The 17298-nt window shown below is 69.2% G+C and carries 18 protein-coding genes and 1 pseudogene; 10 read left to right on the top strand and 9 right to left on the bottom strand.

Annotated features, from left to right (window positions below):
- Positions 1 to 69: 69 nt before the first annotated feature.
- Together ACE11G_RS16625 and ACE11G_RS16620 are read right to left on the bottom strand one after the other, a co-directional pair.
- Positions 70 to 918: an SDR family NAD(P)-dependent oxidoreductase gene (locus tag ACE11G_RS16625; protein ID WP_375003128.1), complete on the bottom strand. Its 849-nt coding sequence runs from the start codon at positions 916 to 918 to the stop codon at positions 70 to 72.
- A gap of 46 nt (positions 919 to 964) precedes the next feature.
- Positions 965 to 1861 carry an alpha/beta hydrolase gene (locus ACE11G_RS16620; protein ID WP_375003126.1) on the bottom strand — a complete coding sequence of 299 codons (897 nt, stop codon included), beginning with the start codon at positions 1859 to 1861 and terminating at the stop codon, positions 965 to 967.
- Between the two features lie 136 nt (positions 1862 to 1997).
- On the opposite strand from ACE11G_RS16620, the gene ACE11G_RS16615 reads away from it, so the two are divergent.
- From ACE11G_RS16615 to ACE11G_RS16605, 3 genes are read left to right on the top strand one after another with little or no spacing between them, the layout of a single operon-like run.
- Complete coding sequence (locus tag ACE11G_RS16615) at positions 1998 to 2690, top strand: hypothetical protein (protein ID WP_045537928.1); 693 nt, start codon at positions 1998 to 2000, stop codon at positions 2688 to 2690.
- 31 nt (positions 2691 to 2721) lie between these two features.
- Entirely contained in the window at positions 2722 to 3216 is a 495-nt protein-coding gene (locus ACE11G_RS16610) for an SRPBCC family protein (protein ID WP_062366140.1), read from the top strand.
- Positions 3213 to 3584 (top strand): hypothetical protein, encoded by a 372-nt coding sequence (locus ACE11G_RS16605; RefSeq protein ID WP_082083923.1) that lies wholly within the window; start codon positions 3213 to 3215, stop codon positions 3582 to 3584. Before ACE11G_RS16610 ends, ACE11G_RS16605 begins: the two co-directional genes overlap by 4 nt.
- Positions 3585 to 3605: 21 nt before the next feature.
- Here the strand turns inward: ACE11G_RS16605 and ACE11G_RS16600 are convergent, their stop codons facing one another.
- On the bottom strand, positions 3606 to 4643 hold the full coding sequence (locus ACE11G_RS16600; RefSeq protein ID WP_062366143.1) for a LacI family DNA-binding transcriptional regulator: 1038 nt from the start codon (positions 4641 to 4643) through the stop codon (positions 3606 to 3608).
- Between the two features lie 140 nt (positions 4644 to 4783).
- Between ACE11G_RS16600 and ACE11G_RS16595 the strand changes: the two genes are divergently transcribed.
- Entirely contained in the window at positions 4784 to 5971 is a 1188-nt protein-coding gene (locus ACE11G_RS16595) for an acyl-CoA dehydrogenase family protein (RefSeq protein WP_006897490.1), read from the top strand.
- On the top strand, positions 5968 to 7092 hold the full coding sequence (locus ACE11G_RS16590; RefSeq protein ID WP_006897489.1) for a CaiB/BaiF CoA-transferase family protein: 1125 nt from the start codon (positions 5968 to 5970) through the stop codon (positions 7090 to 7092). Before ACE11G_RS16595 ends, ACE11G_RS16590 begins: the two co-directional genes overlap by 4 nt.
- Before the next feature lie 13 nt (positions 7093 to 7105).
- On the opposite strand, the gene ACE11G_RS16585 is transcribed toward ACE11G_RS16590, so the two are convergent.
- On the bottom strand, positions 7106 to 7585 hold the full coding sequence (locus ACE11G_RS16585) for a helix-turn-helix domain-containing protein (protein ID WP_006897488.1): 480 nt from the start codon (positions 7583 to 7585) through the stop codon (positions 7106 to 7108).
- A gap of 110 nt (positions 7586 to 7695) precedes the next feature.
- Between ACE11G_RS16585 and ACE11G_RS16580 the strand changes: the two genes are divergently transcribed.
- The 4 genes and pseudogenes from ACE11G_RS16580 (at position 7696) to ACE11G_RS16565 (ending at position 10103) form a co-directional block, all read left to right on the top strand.
- The gene (locus ACE11G_RS16580) at positions 7696 to 8112 is read left to right on the top strand and encodes a PaaI family thioesterase (protein ID WP_006897487.1); all 417 of its coding nucleotides are present in this window, start codon (positions 7696 to 7698) and stop codon (positions 8110 to 8112) included.
- Between the two features lie 33 nt (positions 8113 to 8145).
- Positions 8146 to 8775: pseudogene (locus ACE11G_RS16575) on the top strand (cysteine hydrolase family protein); the annotation flags it as partial.
- A complete protein-coding gene (locus ACE11G_RS16570; RefSeq protein WP_375004180.1) occupies positions 8755 to 9321 on the top strand; it encodes a TIGR03086 family metal-binding protein in 567 nt (188 codons plus the stop codon). The pseudogene ACE11G_RS16575 and the gene ACE11G_RS16570, both read left to right, overlap by 21 nt.
- 26 nt (positions 9322 to 9347) lie before the next feature.
- Positions 9348 to 10103 (top strand): LysR family transcriptional regulator substrate-binding protein, encoded by a 756-nt coding sequence (locus tag ACE11G_RS16565; RefSeq protein ID WP_006897485.1) that lies wholly within the window; start codon positions 9348 to 9350, stop codon positions 10101 to 10103.
- Between the two features lie 16 nt (positions 10104 to 10119).
- Here ACE11G_RS16565 and ACE11G_RS16560 read toward each other — a convergent pair whose 3' ends face one another.
- Complete coding sequence (locus ACE11G_RS16560) at positions 10120 to 11532, bottom strand: serine/threonine protein kinase (protein ID WP_375003121.1); 1413 nt, start codon at positions 11530 to 11532, stop codon at positions 10120 to 10122.
- Between the two features lie 133 nt (positions 11533 to 11665).
- Here ACE11G_RS16560 and ACE11G_RS16555 point away from each other — a divergent pair, with 133 nt between their 5' ends.
- Positions 11666 to 12568 (top strand): D-isomer specific 2-hydroxyacid dehydrogenase family protein, encoded by a 903-nt coding sequence (locus ACE11G_RS16555; RefSeq protein WP_375003120.1) that lies wholly within the window; start codon positions 11666 to 11668, stop codon positions 12566 to 12568.
- A gap of 182 nt (positions 12569 to 12750) precedes the next feature.
- On the opposite strand, the gene ACE11G_RS16550 is transcribed toward ACE11G_RS16555, so the two are convergent.
- The 4 genes from ACE11G_RS16550 to ACE11G_RS16535 are packed head-to-tail and all read right to left on the bottom strand — an operon-like array spanning position 12751 to position 17273.
- A complete protein-coding gene (locus ACE11G_RS16550; RefSeq protein WP_045537911.1) occupies positions 12751 to 14397 on the bottom strand; it encodes an FUSC family protein in 1647 nt (548 codons plus the stop codon).
- On the bottom strand, positions 14394 to 15011 hold the full coding sequence (locus ACE11G_RS16545) for a class I SAM-dependent methyltransferase (RefSeq protein WP_222110896.1): 618 nt from the start codon (positions 15009 to 15011) through the stop codon (positions 14394 to 14396). Before ACE11G_RS16545 ends, ACE11G_RS16550 begins: the two co-directional genes overlap by 4 nt.
- Positions 15012 to 15015: 4 nt before the next feature.
- Positions 15016 to 15915, bottom strand: coding sequence for a LysR family transcriptional regulator (locus ACE11G_RS16540; RefSeq protein ID WP_375003119.1), 900 nt, complete (start codon positions 15913 to 15915; stop codon positions 15016 to 15018).
- Between the two features lie 41 nt (positions 15916 to 15956).
- Positions 15957 to 17273, bottom strand: a complete 1317-nt coding sequence (locus ACE11G_RS16535) for an oxygenase MpaB family protein (RefSeq protein WP_006897479.1) — start codon at positions 17271 to 17273, stop codon at positions 15957 to 15959.
- Positions 17274 to 17298: the final 25 nt, after the last annotated feature.

Raw genomic sequence — 17298 nt, 5'->3', positions numbered from 1 at the left:
AAATTAATTCAACACGTCGTCTATCTATTGTTCGAGCGCTAGTGAATAGGCATTGAGCGGGAGCCGGTGTCAGCGGCTGATCCAGCCGGATGTCGACGCCTGAGCCATCGCATCCGGAATGGTGGTGCCGCGGAACCCGAAACGGTCGACGAAGGGCCGGACCAGCCCGGGGATCCGCGCCGCGAGCGCGTTCGTTCGCGTCGGGACGATCAGATCTTCACGCCGCTCGATGCCGCGGACCACGGCGTCGACCACCGTCTCCAGCGGGATCATCTTCCACAGTCCGCTCTTGTTCCCTCCCCAGAGCGTGTTGCCTGCGGGATCGGAATGCACGTCGTCCATCATCGGCGTCTTGAAGAAGGTCGGGTGCACGCTGCCGACACCGACACCGTGATGACGCACTTCGAGACGGGTCGCATCGCACAGGGCCCAGACGCCGGCCTTGCTCGCCACATAGGGGCCGTTGAGCGGAGAGTGCACGAACGCCGCCATCGAGGAGACGGCCAGCATGTATCCGCGCTCGGACTTGACATGCGGAAGGGCGGCCCGGAACGTGCGCCACACGCCGTTGAGGTTGATGTCGATGATCCGTTCCCAGGCCGCGGGGTCGATCGTCTCGAGCGGCGCCATCGATCCGACGCCCGCATTGGCGATCACGACGTCGATGCGGCCGAAGTGCTCGGCGGCCGCATCGACCGTGGACTGCAGGCTGTCCAGGTCGCGTACGTCGGCGGACCAGCCGCGTGCGACCGTCTCGGGTCCGAGCTCGGCGGCCTGGCGCTGGGCGAGATCGGCGTCGAGGTCGACGAGGGCGAGGTTGGCGCCGCGGTCGCGCAGTGCACGGGCGACGGCCGACCCGAGGCCTCCGGTGGATCCGGTGATGAGAACGGTGCGGCCGGCGAGCTGGTAGCGGGACATTCGAAACTCCTGAACTGGTGGTGCGGTGGGTGTGGCGGTGGGCGGGTCAGTCGCCGGCGGGAACGTGCTCGGCGAGGAATGCGAGTTGTTGTGCGACGTTGGTCTCGAAGTCGTCGCCGACGTAGATGTCGAAGTGGCCGCCTCGCTGGATTCGGATCTCACCCTTGGGCGCCTTCGCGGCGTGACGCAGGGTGGCGCGCGTGGGCGCGACCGTGTCGTTCTCGCAGACGGCGAAATGGATCGGACAGCTGACCCGGCCCGCGTCGTGACCCGGAAAGTACCTGATGATGTCGAGCGCGAAGCGAGCCGCCACGTCGGACCTAATGTCGGCGCCGGGCGGCATGAGGGCCTCCACTCCCGGTGCCGAATCCGGTGCGGTCATCAGGGCTGTCGACCCCGGCGGCCCGTAACTAGGCACCATGATCGGCGCGCGTCCGAGGCGAGCGCCGATCAGGTCGCGCACCGCGAGTGCGGTGACCTTTGCGGATGTGACCGGCGGAATCGCCATCGACGCCGCCAGTCCGTCGGTGAAGGGGCACTGCGCGATGACTGCGGCGATGCGGTGATCACGCGCGGCGGTATGGATCACGTGGCCACCGCCGAAGGACGTTCCCCAGATCACCACGCGCTCGGGATCGACGTCGTCCAGAGTCCGCGCGTACGCGATCGCCGCGCGCCAGTCGTCGAGCTGGCTGCCGATGTCGAGCAGTTGGCGTGGCTCACCGCTGCTGGCGCCGAAGTGCCGGTAGTCGAAGACCAGGCATCGGTATCCGGCGTCGGCGAAGCGGTCCGCGAAGGCGTCGAGCCGCATCTCCTTCACGCCGGCGAGACCGTGCGCCATGACGATGATCGGCCTGGGCGTGCCGGCCGCGTCGGCGGGCTCGTACAGCCAGCCGGCGCAGGTCCCGCCGGTCGAAGGAAAGGTCGCATCATTTCGAGGCATGCTCCGACGATATAGAATGAGATCCAAATATGGAAGTGATTCCAACTGTGGATTGTCTTCGCCGGCGGTCCGAGCGGTGTTGCTCCGCCCGGACCGGCGATTCGACTATCGGGGCGTGACGCCGTAGCGTTTTCGGGTGCACTCCGACGACGACACGAGAGTCCCCGCATGGCGGGTGGCCGGCGAAATCCCCGTTCCGTTCTCCGACGCCCTCGCCGCGTGGGCCGTCGCGGCCCGGGAGGCCTTGATCGAGACCGCGCGCGTGTACGGCTCCCTCATCACCCAGGCTGAGCTGGGATTCCAGGTTCAGAGCCAGACCGGCATCAAGGCCGGCGCTCCGGTGCGCAAGTGGATCGCCGATCTCCTCGGCGCCGTCACCGAGGGGCAGGACGACGGCGAACCGCTCCTGGCGTCACTGTGTGTGCTGCTCGACCAGACAGCCGGTGATGCTTACGCGCATGCGCTCGGTGTCGCGGGCCGGTCCGTCCCCGCCGATCTCGACTCGGATGCGGCGCATGTGCGGTTCCGCTGCTACGAGTTCTTCGGCGCGACGATCCCGGCGGGTGCCCGCCCGACGCTGGCTCCCCGGGTAGCGGAGAAGCGCGCCGCTCGCGGTCCGGCACGACCGCCCAAGGCAGCCAAGTCGCCGGCGAAGGCGGCCAAGTCCGCTGCGCCGGGAACGAAGCCCGCGGCCGCGGCCGAACCGAAGCCGAAGAAGGCCAAGGCCAAACCCAAAGCCGACCCGAAGCCGGAAGAGCCCAAGCCCAAGCTGTGCCCGAACTGTTTCACCGTGCTCTCGACATCGGGTGAATGCGGCTTCTGCTACTGAACGCCGCGCTCGCGGGCTCTATGGTCGAACTGTGAACCCCGAACGTGCTGAGCGCGACCTGGACGAGTCGATCCGCATCCACGCGGCACCTGATCGAGTGTGGTCGCTGCTGATCGATCCCCGGACGATGACGCAGGCGAGTCCGGAACTCTTCGCCACCACCCGCCGTCGTCGCGGACCGCTGCGCGCCGGCGAGACGTTCGTCGGATGGAACCGGAACGGTCTGGCGCTCTGGCCGACGGTCAACACCGTGACGACGTTCGACATCGGCCGGGAGATCGCGTGGCATACGCGATCGAGCGGAGCGGTGTGGACCTACACCTTGACCGCCGACGGTGACGGGACCGTGCTCCGCGAGCGTCGCCAGATGCCCGACGGTGCGTCGGCCACCGCACGGCTGTTCGCCCGCGTCCTGCTCGGCGGTATCGAACGCCATACCGATGAACTCTCCGAGCACGTGTCCGCGACGCTGGCTTGGATCAAGACGGCGTCGGAGGACGCACCCGGTGACGGCCGTCCGGAGTGATCGAGCCGCTTCGGACCGTCATCGGCGAGCGGACCCGCGACCTGCCGGCGCCGCCTCGGGCGGTGTTCGAGGACTTGATCGATCCGAAACGACAGCCCGCGCGTCCGTGGCTGAGCCTCCTGGACGACGAAGCGGTTCCAGGAGTGACGATCGTCGCTTCCGAACATCGGGTGATCTGGTCGTCGATCTGGAAGAGGCGCCCGGACGCCCGAATCGAGTTCGAGCTCGCCTCGCGCGGCAGCGGGACTCGGCTGACGTGGCGGCTCGATGTCACAGGCGAGGTGCCGGACGCATCGTTGACCGGTCATATGCGCAAGCGAGTCAACGAGTTGCTCTTCGCCGGGCTCCGATACAGCTACGGGCAGTGATGTCACCCGTCGACGAACCCGTCAACGCTGCTGCGCCGTCGACCCCCGCACGACCAACCGGACCGGGAGCCGGACGTCGTCCGGTTGGGGGTCGGTGCCGGTGACCATCCCGAGCAGTAGGCGCACTCCCGCTGCACCGATCTCGTGTGCGGGCGTGACGACGGTGGTCAGCGGGACGGGGAGCTGTGCGGCCACCGGGATGTCGTTGTAGCCGACGACGCCGAGATCGCCGGGGATGGACAGACGCAGGTCGCGGGCCACGCCGAGCAGGCCGATCGCCATGGTGTCGCTGACGCAGAAGACGGCGTCGGGCCGGTCGTCGCGGGTGAGCAGTGAGCGGGCCGCGTCGATCCCGCCCTGCACATCCATTCGAGCGTGCGCGATGCGATGGTCGGGGATGCGGACGCCCGCGTCGCTCATCGCGTCGAGGAAGCCCGACAGCCGGTCGTGGCCGGTCGTCGCGAACAGTGGACCGCCCACCGCCGCGATGCGCCGGTATCCGCAGTCGAGCAGATGCCGCCCGGCGAGCGCGCCGCCGAGACGGTCGTCGCCGCCGGCGAAGGGCAGGCCCGACCCGGCATGGCGGTTCAACGCCACCGCGGGGACGGTGAGCTTCAATCGGCGGACGAACTCGGCCGCCGGGCTGTGCAGACTGCTGAGGATCAGACCGTCCACCTGACGGCCCGTGAGCAGTTCGATCGCCTGTCGCTGCGCGTCGGGGTCGTCGGGCGGGCTGGACAGGAGCACCGAGTACGAGGCTTCGCGTGCGGCCTGCTCCACGCCCTGGTAGACGGTCGCGACCACGCCGTCGGTGAGCCGCGGCATCACCGCGCCGATGGTCGTGGTGCGCCGGGTGCGCAGGCTCGCGGCCCACAGGTTGGGCTGATAGCCGAGTTCCTGCGCCACCTCGCGGACGCGCTTGGCCGCCTCGGACCATCCGTCGACCGGTTCGGTCTGCCGTAGTACCCGCGAGACCGTGGAGACGTGCACACCGGCACGTTCGGCGATCTCTTTCATCGTCGGCGGGCGCGTGCGGCGCGGGCCGGAGTGATCTGTCATCGGGTGGGTCCTCGTCGATGGGCATTGACGTCGATGGGCATTGACGGCTCGCCGCCGTGATGGATACTCTCACTCCACCATATGCAATCGATTGCGCAAAGCATTGCAGCCACCTCGTCCCCGAACTCAGGAGAATCCTCATGGCCGACACCCGCACCGTCACCGAACTCTTTGCCCTCGACGGACTGCTCTCCGACGAGGAGAAGGCGATCCGCGACACCGTCCGGAAGTTCGGCGCGGAGAGGATCCGGCCGCACATCGCGGGCTGGTTCGACGAGGCGCGGATCCCGGCGCGCGAACTGGCCAAGGAACTGGGCGGACTCGGGGTGCTCGGCATGCACCTCGACGGTTACGGCTGTGCGGGGATGAGTGCGGTGACCTACGGCCTGGCGTGCCTGGAACTCGAGGCGATCGACTCGGGCATCCGTTCGCTGGTCTCGGTGCAGGGCTCGCTCGCGATGTTCGCCATCCATCACTGGGGCAGTGATGAGCAGAAGCAGCAGTGGCTGCCGCAGATGGCGGCGGGCGACGCGCTCGGCTGCTTCGGGCTCACCGAACCGGATTTCGGGTCCGATCCGGGCGGCATGCGCACGCGGGCGGTCCGCGACGGCTCCGACTGGGTGCTCAACGGCGCCAAGATGTGGATCACGAACGGTTCGGTGGCCGACGTCGCGGTGGTGTGGGCCAAGACCGACCTGGCGCAGGGCGCCCGGGGGATCCGCGGCTTCGTCGTCCCGACCGACACGCCCGGATTCTCGGCGCCGGAGATCCGCGCCAAGATGTCGCTACGCGCATCGGTGACCTCGGAGCTGGTCCTGGAGGACGTGCGTCTGCCCGAATCGGCGATGCTGCCCGAGGCGGCGGGTCTGAGCGGTCCGCTGAGCTGTCTCAACGAGGCGCGCTTCGGGATCATCTTCGGCTCCATCGGTGCCGCCCGCGACTGCCTGGAGACCGCGATCGAGTACGCGTCGACCCGCCGGGTGTTCGACAAGCCGCTGGCCGCCTACCAGCTCACCCAGGCCAAACTGGCCGACATGGCACTCGAGGTCGGTAAGGGACACCTGCTCGCCTACCAGCTCGGCCGGCTCAAGGACGCCGGTGAGGTGGAGCCGGCCCAGGTGAGTCTCGGAAAGCTCAACAACTGCCGGGAGGCGATCAAGATCGCCCGCGAATGCCGCACCATCCTCGCCGCCAACGGGATCACCCTGGAGTACCCGGTGATCCGGCATGCCAACAACCTCGAGTCCGTGCTCACCTACGAGGGCACGTCCGAGGTCCACCAGCTCACCATCGGCCGCGCCCTGACCGGCGAAGCCGCCTTCCGGTGACGGGCGACGGCGCTGGCGGAGCCCTCGACGGGCTGCTGATCGCCGACTTCGGCCGAGTGCTCGCCGGGCCCTACGCGACCATGCTCCTTGCCGACCTCGGCGCCGAGGTGGTGAAGATCGAACGGCCGGGATCGGGTGACGACACGCGGTCGTGGGGGCCGCCGTACGCGGGCGGGCAGGCGACGTACTTCCAGGCGGTGAACCGCAACAAGTCCTCGCTCGCGCTCGATCTGCGCGACGCCGACGACCTCGCCTCGGCTCGGGACCTCGTCGCACGGGCCGACGTGGTGGTCGAGAACTTCCTGCCGGGAGCCATGGACCGGCTGGGTCTGGGCTATTCCGAAGTCGCCGCGGTCAACCCCGGCGTCGTCTACTGCTCGATCACCGGCTTCGGCGGACACAACGACCTGCCTGGATACGACCTCTTGGTGCAGGCCGTCGGCGGTCTGATGAGCATCACCGGCGCGTCGCCGGAGGAGCCGACGAAGGTCGGCGTCGCGCTGGTCGACGTGGTGACCGGTCTGCACGCGGCCGTCGGCATCCTGTCGGCACTGCGCCACCGTGACCGCACCGGCCGAGGGCAGCGGGTGGAGGTGAACCTGCTGTCGTCGCTGCTGTCGGCACTGGCCAATCAGGGTTCGGGATACGTCGGCGCGGGTGTGGTCCCGCGGGCCATGGGCAACATGCATCCGAGCGTGGTGCCGTATCAGCCGTTCCCGACGGCCGACCGTCCCCTGATCCTCGCGGTAGGCAACGACCGCCAGTTCTCCGCGCTGACCGCCGAACTCGGCGCCCCCGGGATGGCCGACGATCCGCGGTTCGCCACCAACTCCGACCGCGTCGCCAATCGCGAGTCGCTCATCGACGAACTCACCGAGCTGCTGCGCGCCGACACCGCCGACGGCTGGTTCACCCGATTCGCGGCGGTCGGAGTCCCATGCGGACCGGTCAACGACATCGCCGAGGCGTTCGCATTGGCCGATCGGCTCGGACTGGAACCGATCGCGCAGGTCGACGACCCGCGCCGCGACGCGCCGGTCAGGACGGTGGCCAATCCGATCCGGATGTCGGAGACGCCGCCGGTCTATCGGAGCGCTCCGCCGGAGCTGGGAGAGGACTGACGGCGCGGATGCGTCAGGCGACGGGCCCGGTGGCGCGCTTGCGCGCACCCGGACCCGGTTCATTGCGTACCTCGCGCTGGGGCACGGGGTGCCCGGCGTCGCAGACGATCTCGGTGCGCACCGGAGCGCCGCACCCGCGGTGCACCACGTTCAGCGACGGGCCCGCCGGGTCGGCGCGGTGCTTGTCGCCCCACCGGAGCATGGAGATCAGCACCGGCTGAAGGTCGAGCCCGGCGTCGGTGAGTCGATACTCCTTCCGGCGCCGCGACCCAGGCTCCCGATACTCGGAGGCCACCAGCACGCCGGCGTCGAGGAGCCTGCGCAGACGGTCGGACAGGACAGAGTCGGAGATCCCGGTGTGCTGCTTGATGCGGTCGAACCGGCGCACACCATTGAATACCTCGCGCAGCACGAGCACGCTCCAGCGGTCGCCGATGACGTCGAGCGTGCGCTGGACGGAGCAGTTGTCGGTGTCGAAATCCAGCCAGTCCACGTCGCCAGTCTAGCTGGCTTCGATGTTGACAGTCAGTTGATCGGCGATCTAACTTCTCTATCAGAAGTCAGCGGCAACGTGTCGCCGACATCGATCGCAGGAGAGACACGATGACCGACACCGCACCGATTCCGTCGACGTCGAGCGAGTTCATGGACGCTTCCGGCCTCGTCGTCACCGAGGCCTCCGGCACGCGCGTGGAGGGATACGCCGATCTCGACGAGCGGCACCACACGCCGTTCGGTGTGGTCCACGGCGGCGTGTACGCGGCCATCGTCGAAAGCGCGGGCAGCATCGGCGCCAGCGTGGCCGTGGCCGACCGCGGGCAGTTCGCGGTGGGGCTGAACAATTCGACGGACTTCCTGCGGTCGTCGCGAGGCACTCGTGCGCGGGTGGTCGCCGAACCGATCGTTCAGGGCCGCACGCAGCAGCTCTGGCTCGTCCGGATCAGCGACGAGGCCACCGGCAAGGATCTCGCCCGCGGGCAGCTGCGCCTTCAGAACATTCCGCTGCCGGCGGGCGACTGACGCTCTGCGCAGCGCTGTGCGACCATCGATGACGTGGCCGACTACCTCGTTCCCGACTGGGCCGACGCGGCGCTGGTGCTCATCGACGTCCAGCGGGACTTCGTCGACGGCCCGGCTGCTGTGCCGGGCACGCGCGAGGCCCTGCCGGCGATGACGGCGGCGGTCGCGGAGTTCCGTCGGCTCGGCCGGCCGGTGGTCCACATCGTGCGGTCGTACCGCCCGGGGGAGAGCGACGTCGACCTGCTCCGGCGCGCCGCGGTCGAGGCCGGTGACGCGGTCGTCGCGCCGGGCACTCCGGGAGCTGAGATTCCCCCAGATCTGCTGCCCGGTCCCGTCGAGTTCGATTGGGATTCACTGCGATTCGGTGCGGTGCAGCAGATCGGCGCTGCGGAGTACGTGGTGTACAAGCCCCGGTGGTCGGCGTTCTTCCGCACGCCCCTCGACTCGCTGCTCGGTGACCACGACGTGAGCACCGTGGTGGTCGCGGGCTGCAATCTGCCCAACTGCCCCCGGGCCACCCTCTTCGACGCCTCGGAACTCGATTACCGCACCGTCCTGATCTCCGACGCGACCTCGCAGGTCACGCCGGCTCGGCTGGCCGATCTGGAGTCGATCGGCGTGCAACTGCGCACCGCCGACGAGGTGGTCGCAGCACTGGCCGGCGACGAACTGCTCGGTTCCGCGGAGACGCTGTGGGTGGAGTTGCTGGAGCGGGTCGACGGCGATCTCGACCGCGCCGGCGGCTGCGGCGACTGGACGGTCCGACAGCTCGTCGACCATGTCGCGGGCGGTGCGCAGCGGTACGCCATCCTGCTCGACGGCGGCAGCGCGGCGGACACGGCGGCTACCCGCGGTGTCGACTACATCGGCGCCGATGCTGTCGGCAGCTTCTGGGAACAGGAGCACCGACTGCGGGAGGCGGCCGAGCACGCGGATCTGAGCGCGCTGGTCGATCACCGGGCCGGGCGGCGCACCGGCGCCTCGCTGATGCATTTGCGGCTGCTGGAACTGACCCTGCACAGCAAGGACCTCGCCGACGCGCTCGGCGTGGAATGGACGCCCCCGGCGGAACTGGTCGCTCACCTGCTCGATGTGGGCACGCCCATCATCGAGGACCTTCGCGCGCTCGGGTTGTTCGGTCCGGAGCTGCCCGCCGCCTCCGATCACCCCGCCGACCGGCTGCTCGCCGTCGCCGGACGCGGCGCGTGACCGCCCGGCCCCGATAGTCTTTCCCCGTGACTCCCGACTCGGCCGAGAACGCCGCCGCGCACCGCCGCTTCCGTCTGGCGTACGTCCCCGGCGTCACGCCGGCGAAATGGGAACGCAAATGGCGCGAACGGTTCGCCGACGTGCCGCTCGAGTTGGTGGCGTGCAGCGTGTCCGACAGCGTGCGGCTGCTCGCCGACGGCGCGGTCGACGCGGCCGTCACACGCTTGCCGGAGGCCCTCGACGCCGTCGATCCCGGACCCCATCACACCATCGATCTGTACGTCGAGACCACTGTGGTCGTGGTTCCGAAGGACCACTACCTGACCCTGACGGACGAGTTGCGCGCCGACGACGTCGCCGACGAGACCTTTCTGTCGCCCCTCGACGACGCCCTCACCTGGGATCGGTGGCCCGGGCCGTTGCTCGACCACCGTCCGGCGACCACCGCCGACGCGATCGAACTCGTGGCGGCCGGCACCGGACTGCTCGCCGTGCCGCAGTCGCTGGCCCGGCTGCACCATCGCCGCGACCTCGTCTACCGGCCGCTGCTCGACGCCCCCGTCAGCCGGGTGGGACTGGTCTGGCCGTCGCCCACGTCCCAGCTCGCCGACGAATTCGTCGGACTCGTCCGTGGTCGCGGGGCGAACTCGTCGCGCGGCAGGGAGCCGCAGCCCAAGCGGACCGCGAAGGAGAAGGCTGCCGCCAAGCGGGCGAACCGCGAGGCGGCGGGCAAGATCGCAGGCAATAGCTTCGGCAAGGCCGCACGACGCGGTCGGCGGTAACGATGAGGGTCGGAGTCTAGTAGCCCCAGGTCGGAGTCCCGTCAGTGTCGGACTCACAGGTTGCGATTGCGTCGGTACCGCTGATCCGGGCGCGCGCCCCGGGTTCGGAACACTCAGTACCGTACGTCACAGCAGGACGAGACTGGTGTGTACGGTCGGTCCACGCGCCGTTCTCTGCGCTGCAGAACAGTGTGCCGTCAGCGGAGATGTCACCGAACTGATCCAACCCGCACTCCTGCCCTTCGACGGGTTCGGGCGTGACGGTCACGGGTTCGGGCTCCTCGGTCGGCGTGACCTGCTCGTAGACCGTGGCGATCGCAGGAGCAGTGGTGGTCGATGGCGTGGATGTGACGTGCGTCGTGACCGTGGTCTGTGTGATGGGTGCCGAAGCTGTCGGCGTCTCGTCCCGTTGCTGGAAGTACGCGTACGCGGCGGCTCCACCGACTGCGAGGACCGCGGTCGCGGCGAGTGCCGAGACCGCCGTGATCCATCGGTTCCGGCGCGACGACGATCGGTGGTGCGGATGGCGCCCTGGAACCGAGTGCGTTCCGACAATCGTCTGGGCGTAGGCCGGACCGGTCAGCGGCGTTGTTCTGCCATCCAGCGCATCGGACAACGCAGCCACGAATTCGGCACAACTCGAGTATCGCGAGTCGGGCTCTCGCGACAGGACTCGAGTGAACACCGAATCCAACGTCGCCGGCAGATGCGGGGCGAACTTTGAAAGGCTGGGCGGCTCACCGTTCAAATGAGCCGACATCAGCGCGGTCATAGTCTTACCGGTGAAGGGAGCCTGCCCAGAGAACAAATGGAACGCGGTACAACCGAGTGAGTAGATGTCTGATCGGTTGTCGATTTCCGCGCCCTCAATCGCTTCCGGGCTCATATACGCCAAGGTGCCGACGGTGATTCCGGTGGAGGTCAAGGTCGTCGTCTCTTCGGCCGCTTTTGCGATGCCGAAGTCGGCGAGCTTCACTGCCTCGACGGTGTCGTGATCGTCGATCGCGAGAAGGATGTTCGCGGGCTTCACGTCGCGGTGGGTGATCCGCTGCTTACGCCACGCGTAGTCGAGCGCTGACCCTGCGCTCGCGACTAGAGACATCACTCGGGTAGGCGACAGCGGGCCAGTCGATTCGAGCAACTGGCCGGCATCGGTGCCTTCGACGAACTCCATGGTGGCCCAGAGACGGCCGTCGTACTCGCCGCGGTCGTACAGCGTAACGATGTTCGGGTGTGACAGTTGGGCCAGAAGATCCGCCTCACGCTGGAACCTGGCTTTGAACTCGCTGTTCCGCGAGACACCCGCGTCGAGCAGTTTCAATGCATCACGACGCGGCAGACGGGGATGCTCGACGAGAAACACCTGTCCCATCCCGCCGGCGCCGAGAGTGCGCAGGATCCTGTACCCGGCGATTTCCGTCATCTCCATGAAGTGCTCTTTTCGGTCGCAGCATCGACCGGGCAAGTGTGCCATGCGAGCCGATGGTGAATCGAACGAATGGCACGCGTGATCGGAACAGAGCATTCGGTCTACCGTGGGACCGGAGATTGAGGAGGCGCTCGTGAAGATCGCGATCGAACCGGTTGTGGACCGGCACCTGTCGGAGGCGGTGACCGGAGCCGGAAGTGAGGTGACCGGGCTCGACGACGCCGAGGCTCTCGTCTGGATCGGCGGGCCGGACGGCTTCCCGCAACTCGGCGACGCCGTCCGCTGGGTGGCGCTCAGCACCGCCGGTATCGAACGCTTCGTCGACGCCGGCGTCTTGGACGGCCGTCGACTCTGGACCAACGCCTCGGGCTTCTACGCAGCGGGCGTCGCCGAACACGCCCTCGCGTTGCTGTTGGCCGGGCTGCGGCAGATCAACACGGCGGTCCGGGACGGGTGGGCGAAGGAACGGATCGACCCGGCCGTCCGGACACTGCGGGGTGCGACGGTCGCGATCATCGGTGCGGGCGGGATCGGGCGCGAGCTGACGCCGCGTCTGGCGGCGTGCGGCGCCTCGGTGATCGCCGTCAACCGCAGCGGCCGCGCCGTCGAAGGCGCTGAGCTGATGCTGCCCGCCGACCGAATGGACGAGGTGTGGGAGCGTACCGACCACGTGGTGCTCGCCGCACCCGACACTCCGGATACCCGTCACCTGCTCAACGACGAGACCCTCGGCAGACTGCACCCGCACAGCTGGGTCGTCAACATCGCCCGCGGGCCGCTGATCGATCAGGCTGCTCTTCACCGGGCGTTGTCGGAGGGAGTGATCGCGGGCGCGGCGCTCGACGTCACCGATCCGGAACCGCCCGCGGACGACGATCCGCTCTGGTCGCTGCCCAACGTCATCATCACCCCGCACGTGGCCAATCCGGCGTCCGGGCTCACGCGCGAGATGGCGCCCTTCCTCGCGGAGAACATCCGGCGGTTCGAAGCGGGCGAGGAGCTGCTGGCGGTGGTCGAGCCGGATGCGGGGTACTGAGGGGGTCGGTGAGTGGGGGTGTGGCGGTCGGTAGGGTTTCGACTCGCTGCGCTCGCTCAACCAGCCTGTGGAAGGCTGCTCAACCAGCCTGTTGGAGGTCGCTCAACTGGCCTGTTGGAGGTCGCTGGGTCGGGAGGGTTTCGACTCGCTGCGCTCGCTCAACTGGCCTATATGAAGGCTGCTCAACCTGCCTGTTCAGGGCCTCGCTCAGTCGGGGGAGGGGTGAGGCCGATCGTGCGGCTCGCGGTGACGCGGTCGGCGAGGTCGGCGCGGATCGTCTCGCCGATCAGGGTGTCGGGGCCGGCGCGCCAGCAGGCGCCGAGCGTGTCGTAGCCCACGGATCGGACCGCCGCATGGGCGGGCCAGTAGCGGTACGCCCAGGCGGGCTCGTCGTTCGCGCTGTCGGTCGCGGCCAGCTCGGCTTCCAGCAACTGCCACTGGAGGTCGCGCCGCGACACGCGCATGGACGCCGACGCGGGGACATCCGTGCTCGCCCGGTTCAACACATCGGAACACGCCGCCCTGGCCGCCTCGTCCGCGGAGCGGAGGGTGCTGCGGTGGATCCGCGGGAACAGCAGCCACATCGTCGCCACCGCGAACGCGACGCCCAACAGGGTCTCGATGACGCGTGAGAGCATCTGCTCGCCGAGCGGCTGAGTCGGCGCTCCCATCAGCAGCGCGAGCGGCGTGATGAAGGTGACCGCGAGCGCGTAGTTGGTGGTGACGGTCAGCTCGATCATGATGTTCAGCACGGCCAGCACCACGATCAGCGCGGCGACGTGCAGATCGAGTGTGTGCAGCACGGCGAAGATCGCCAGACCGCCGAGCGTTCCGAGCACGCGGTGCACACCGCGCACCGCGCCGCGGACACGGTCGGGCCCCAACTGCAGCACCAGGACCGCGCCCATGATCGCCCAGTCGGGGCGTCCCAGGCCGGCGAGGACCGAGACCCCGCCCGCGAGCAGCGTGGCCACCGTCGCCCGGGTGGCCGTCACTGTCGCGTGGCTGTCGAGGCGCGCTCCGAATCTGAGGCGGTGCACGATGCTGGGACGGGGGAGCGGCGCCATCAGCGCGCCGGCCTCGGCGCCGTGAACGCGGTGATGAGTGAGCCAGAGACGATGTGCGAGATCGCCGTCGATCTGCGCCGCGTCGTGCAGCACCGACCACGCGTTCAGCGTCGACGCCGCGACACTGTGCCTGCGGGAGGGCTCGCGGTTGTCGGCGAGGAAGCGCTCGCCCTCGGCCAGTGCGGTCTCGGTGGCGGCGATCTCGGGTCCGTGCGGGCGCCACAGTCCGGGCGACATGCTGACGATGAACGCGGCGGCCGCGCCCGCGGCCGTACACAGGGCCACCGTCGCGGCGGAGCCGCCGGCGCGGCAGACGACCACGGCGACACCTCCGACCAAGACCAGGAAGAACGGACCGGGAGGCCCCAGACGCAGGGTGTTCACCCCGAATACCGAGACGGCGGTGAGCGCCGCGAGCGCGCCGACCATCGTCATCTCGCGAGCCGTCGATCCACCCGGACCCATCCATGAGCCGAGCGCGCCGAACAGGGCCGCGGAGGCGACCAGCAGCAGACCCGTGGTGAGGTTCACCCGCCACCTGATCCGGTACGGGCGACGTTCGCCGTACATCAGCGCGAACGAGCCCAGTGCGGCGAGGACCGCGTTTCGCTCGAATCCCAGCCCGTACAGCGTCAGCGCGGGCAGCAGGAAGGCCAGCCCTCCGCGCAGTGCCGGAGCCCAGCGTCCACGGGTGGACGGCCGCGACAGGAGTAGTGCGCGGACCGACGGTCGCGACGGCGGGACCGGTGCGTGATCGGTCATGGGCGCCGCGCCGTCAGATGGACGTCGGGGAAGCGGTGGTCGGCGTCCGCTCGGCTCACCGTGCGCCAGATCTCCGCGAAGCCGGCCGCGACGACCGCGTCGGCGAGCGCGTCCGGATGCCAGCGCCACGCCTTCGCGACGGCGTGATCGAATTCGTGCACACCGGGCTCGTCGGCGGCCTGCGTCGAGATGAGCACCACGGCGCCGGCGGACAGTCGTGCCGACCAGTCGACGAGGATCTCGCGCACCTCGTCCGGAGGTACGTGGATCAGGCTGTGCCGCGCCACGACGCCGCCCACCCGTGACAGGTCGACGGTGACGAGCCGGGCATCGTCCGTCCGGAGCGTCAGCTGCGGGTGCCTCCGTCGGGCCACCGCCAGCATTCCGGCGCTCGGATCGACGCCGCACACGCTCAGCCCGCGTCCGGCGAGATGCGCGGAGACACCGCCCGTGCCGCAGCCGACGTCGACGACCCCCGCATCCGGCCGCGACTCGAGCACCATGTCCGCGAAGGCGTCGACGGCCCGGCGCTCGAGCGCCGTCTGAAACGGATCCGGAAACGTTCTGTCGTAGAGGTCGGCGAGGGCGTCGTAGCCGGGCTGGTCGGCGGTCACGGATCTATTGTGCCGACCGGCGGGCGATCCGGACGAGTTCGGTCGCGGGGCCCTGGAGAGTGCGTGGCGGTCGCCACACGGCGCGCAGTTCCCGGGTCAGATCGAGCCCGTCCACATCGATCACGCGCAACTCGCCGCTGCGCGCGGACTCCTGGACGGCGAGGGTGCTGAGCACGGCGGGGCCGACCCCGCCGGCCACCGCGGTGCGGATCGCGGCGCTGCTGCCGAGTTCGAGGATCGGCGGGGCGATGTCGTATCCGGTCAACGCCACCTCCAGTGTCGTGCGCGTGCCCGATCCGGGTTCGCGGACCAGCAGCGGCGTCGCGGCGAGTTCGGCGATGTCGATGGGGCGCCGACGGCGCGACCATTTGTGGCCGGGCGGAACGACGAGCACGAGGCGGTCGCGCGCGACCACCGCGCTGTGCAGTCCGGACGGAATCGACGGGCTCTCGACGAAGCCGACGTCGCAGCCGCCCGAGGCGACGGCCTCGAACACCGCGCTGGAGTTGCGGACCCGCAGGTGCACGGTGGTCTCGGGATGGTCGGTGCGGAATGTCCCGAGCCACAGGGGCATCAGATGTTCGGCGACCGTCATCGAGGCGTCGACGGTCACCTCGGCGGCGGTATCGCTGAGCAGCCCGGCCGCCACATCCAGCAGTGCGCGCGCATCGTCGACGGTGCGTCGGGCCCAATGCACCAGCACGGTCCCATCCGGGGTGAGGCGGGAGCCGGTGGTGACCCGATCGAGCAGACGGACGCCGAGCAGGCGTTCCAGCCGCCCGATGGCCCGTGACGCATTGGGCTGTGCGACGTGCAACGCGCGGGCCGCCGCGCTCAGACTGCCGTGGTCGTCGACTCCGACGAGCAACTCGAGCGCCCCCAGGTCGATCGATCGCAAGTCCACGGCTGGACAGTACCCCGGTCGCGCCGGCGGTCGTGCATCGTTCAGTGCGCGACGGCGTACTCGGTGTGGTCGGTCCGGAACTCCGGCTTGCCGTAGTCGGCGAGCCGTCGCTCGACCATCCGCGTCGCGTACCGGTCGACGTGCGGGGCGAGGAACGGGATCCGCGTCGCGTACTGGGCGGCCGCGAGGCGACCGACGATGAACGGTGCGGTGACCGCGATCCTGGCGAAGTCGGCGGCGGCGATCTCGACGCCCATCCGTGCCGCGGCACGGCGATTCCCCTGGCAGAACGCGATCATGAACGCGATCTTGCTGTAGCTGCGCTCGACGGATTCGGCGGCACGGTCGAAGGCGGTGTGTCCCGAGCGCAGGTAGGCGTTCATCGTCGACGAGACCAGTGACGCGCACGAGCCGTCGAATCCGGCGCGCAGCAGCGCAGCGCGGCCGGTGAACACGTCGACCACTCCCCGGGGCGTGGCGGGGACCAGTTCCTCGGGAAGCCCGAGCAGGAAGCAGCGGTACCGGTGGAACTCCACCGTCGCCCGCTCGGCCCGGGTGAACTCGGAGCGACCCTGTCGCAATGCGCGCTGGGCGAGGATGAACGCGCCCATCAGACCGGCCGGTGCCTGATCGAGTTGGGGGATCGGGATTCCGTAGGTGTCGACATCCCAGGTTCCGGATCGGCGCAAGGCGTTGTACCGCACCATCGAATGCATCAGTCGCACCATCGCGGCGGCCTCGAACCCCGCGCCGTCGCGGTCGAGTGCGCCGGGCAGCGTGGTGACCGCGAAGAAGCTCGTCGTCTCGTTGACCCGCCGTGCCGCGCGTTTGCCGGTCAGTGCGCCGGTCATCACCATCGGAAGTGCGGCGTACAGATTCGTGAAGGTGGCGATGAACGCCCCGCGGGTGATGAACGGCGAGAGCAGCGCGGACGGCACTCGCGACAGGCGGGCGCCTTCGGCGACCAGGTCCAGATCGATCCAGTCGGGGGTGGTCTCCATCGCTTCCAGGAACGACGCCAGTTCGGAAGGCGCGTCTTCGACGGCGTCGATCCCCTCGCGGCACGCCGTGCGGAGCATCGAGATCAGCTCCGAGACGCTGTGGTCGGCCGCGAGCGCCGCATACCTGTCGGCGACCACGTCGCCGAGCATCGTCGACGTGGTCATCAGCTCCACGATTCGCTCGTCCGACAGGTAGCGGGACCGGCCGCCCACCCACGCCGGTAGTGCCGATTCGACGTCCGGGTCAGTGGTGAACCGGTAGGGAACGCCGCTGAAGTCGACGTCGCCGTACACCTCGGGCAGGGCGTCGGCTTGTCGGCGGACCACGTCGGCGAGATCGGGGTAATAGGTGGTCACGGCGGCCCTCCGGGGTAACTAACAC

Origin of the sequence: Gordonia sp. PS3 (assembly GCF_041950545.1) — a bacterium.
GTDB classification, from domain to species: domain Bacteria; phylum Actinomycetota; class Actinomycetes; order Mycobacteriales; family Mycobacteriaceae; genus Gordonia; species Gordonia sihwensis.
This window is presented reverse-complemented; position numbering and strand designations above follow the sequence as displayed.

What these genes read in the sequence shown, in the direction of transcription:
- ACE11G_RS16625 (WP_375003128.1), bottom strand. Translation starts at nt 918, where the DNA reads ATGTCCCGCTACCAGCTCGCCGGCCGCACCGTTCTCATCACCGGATCC.
- ACE11G_RS16620 (WP_375003126.1), bottom strand. Translation starts at nt 1,861, where the DNA reads ATGCCTCGAAATGATGCGACCTTTCCTTCGACCGGCGGGACCTGCGCC.
- ACE11G_RS16600 (WP_062366143.1), bottom strand. Translation starts at nt 4,643, where the DNA reads ATGACAGATCACTCCGGCCCGCGCCGCACGCGCCCGCCGACGATGAAA.
- ACE11G_RS16595 (WP_006897490.1), top strand. Translation starts at nt 4,784, where the DNA reads ATGGCCGACACCCGCACCGTCACCGAACTCTTTGCCCTCGACGGACTG.
- ACE11G_RS16580 (WP_006897487.1), top strand. Translation starts at nt 7,696, where the DNA reads ATGACCGACACCGCACCGATTCCGTCGACGTCGAGCGAGTTCATGGAC.
- ACE11G_RS16560 (WP_375003121.1), bottom strand. Translation starts at nt 11,532, where the DNA reads ATGGAGATGACGGAAATCGCCGGGTACAGGATCCTGCGCACTCTCGGC.
- ACE11G_RS16550 (WP_045537911.1), bottom strand. Translation starts at nt 14,397, where the DNA reads ATGACCGATCACGCACCGGTCCCGCCGTCGCGACCGTCGGTCCGCGCA.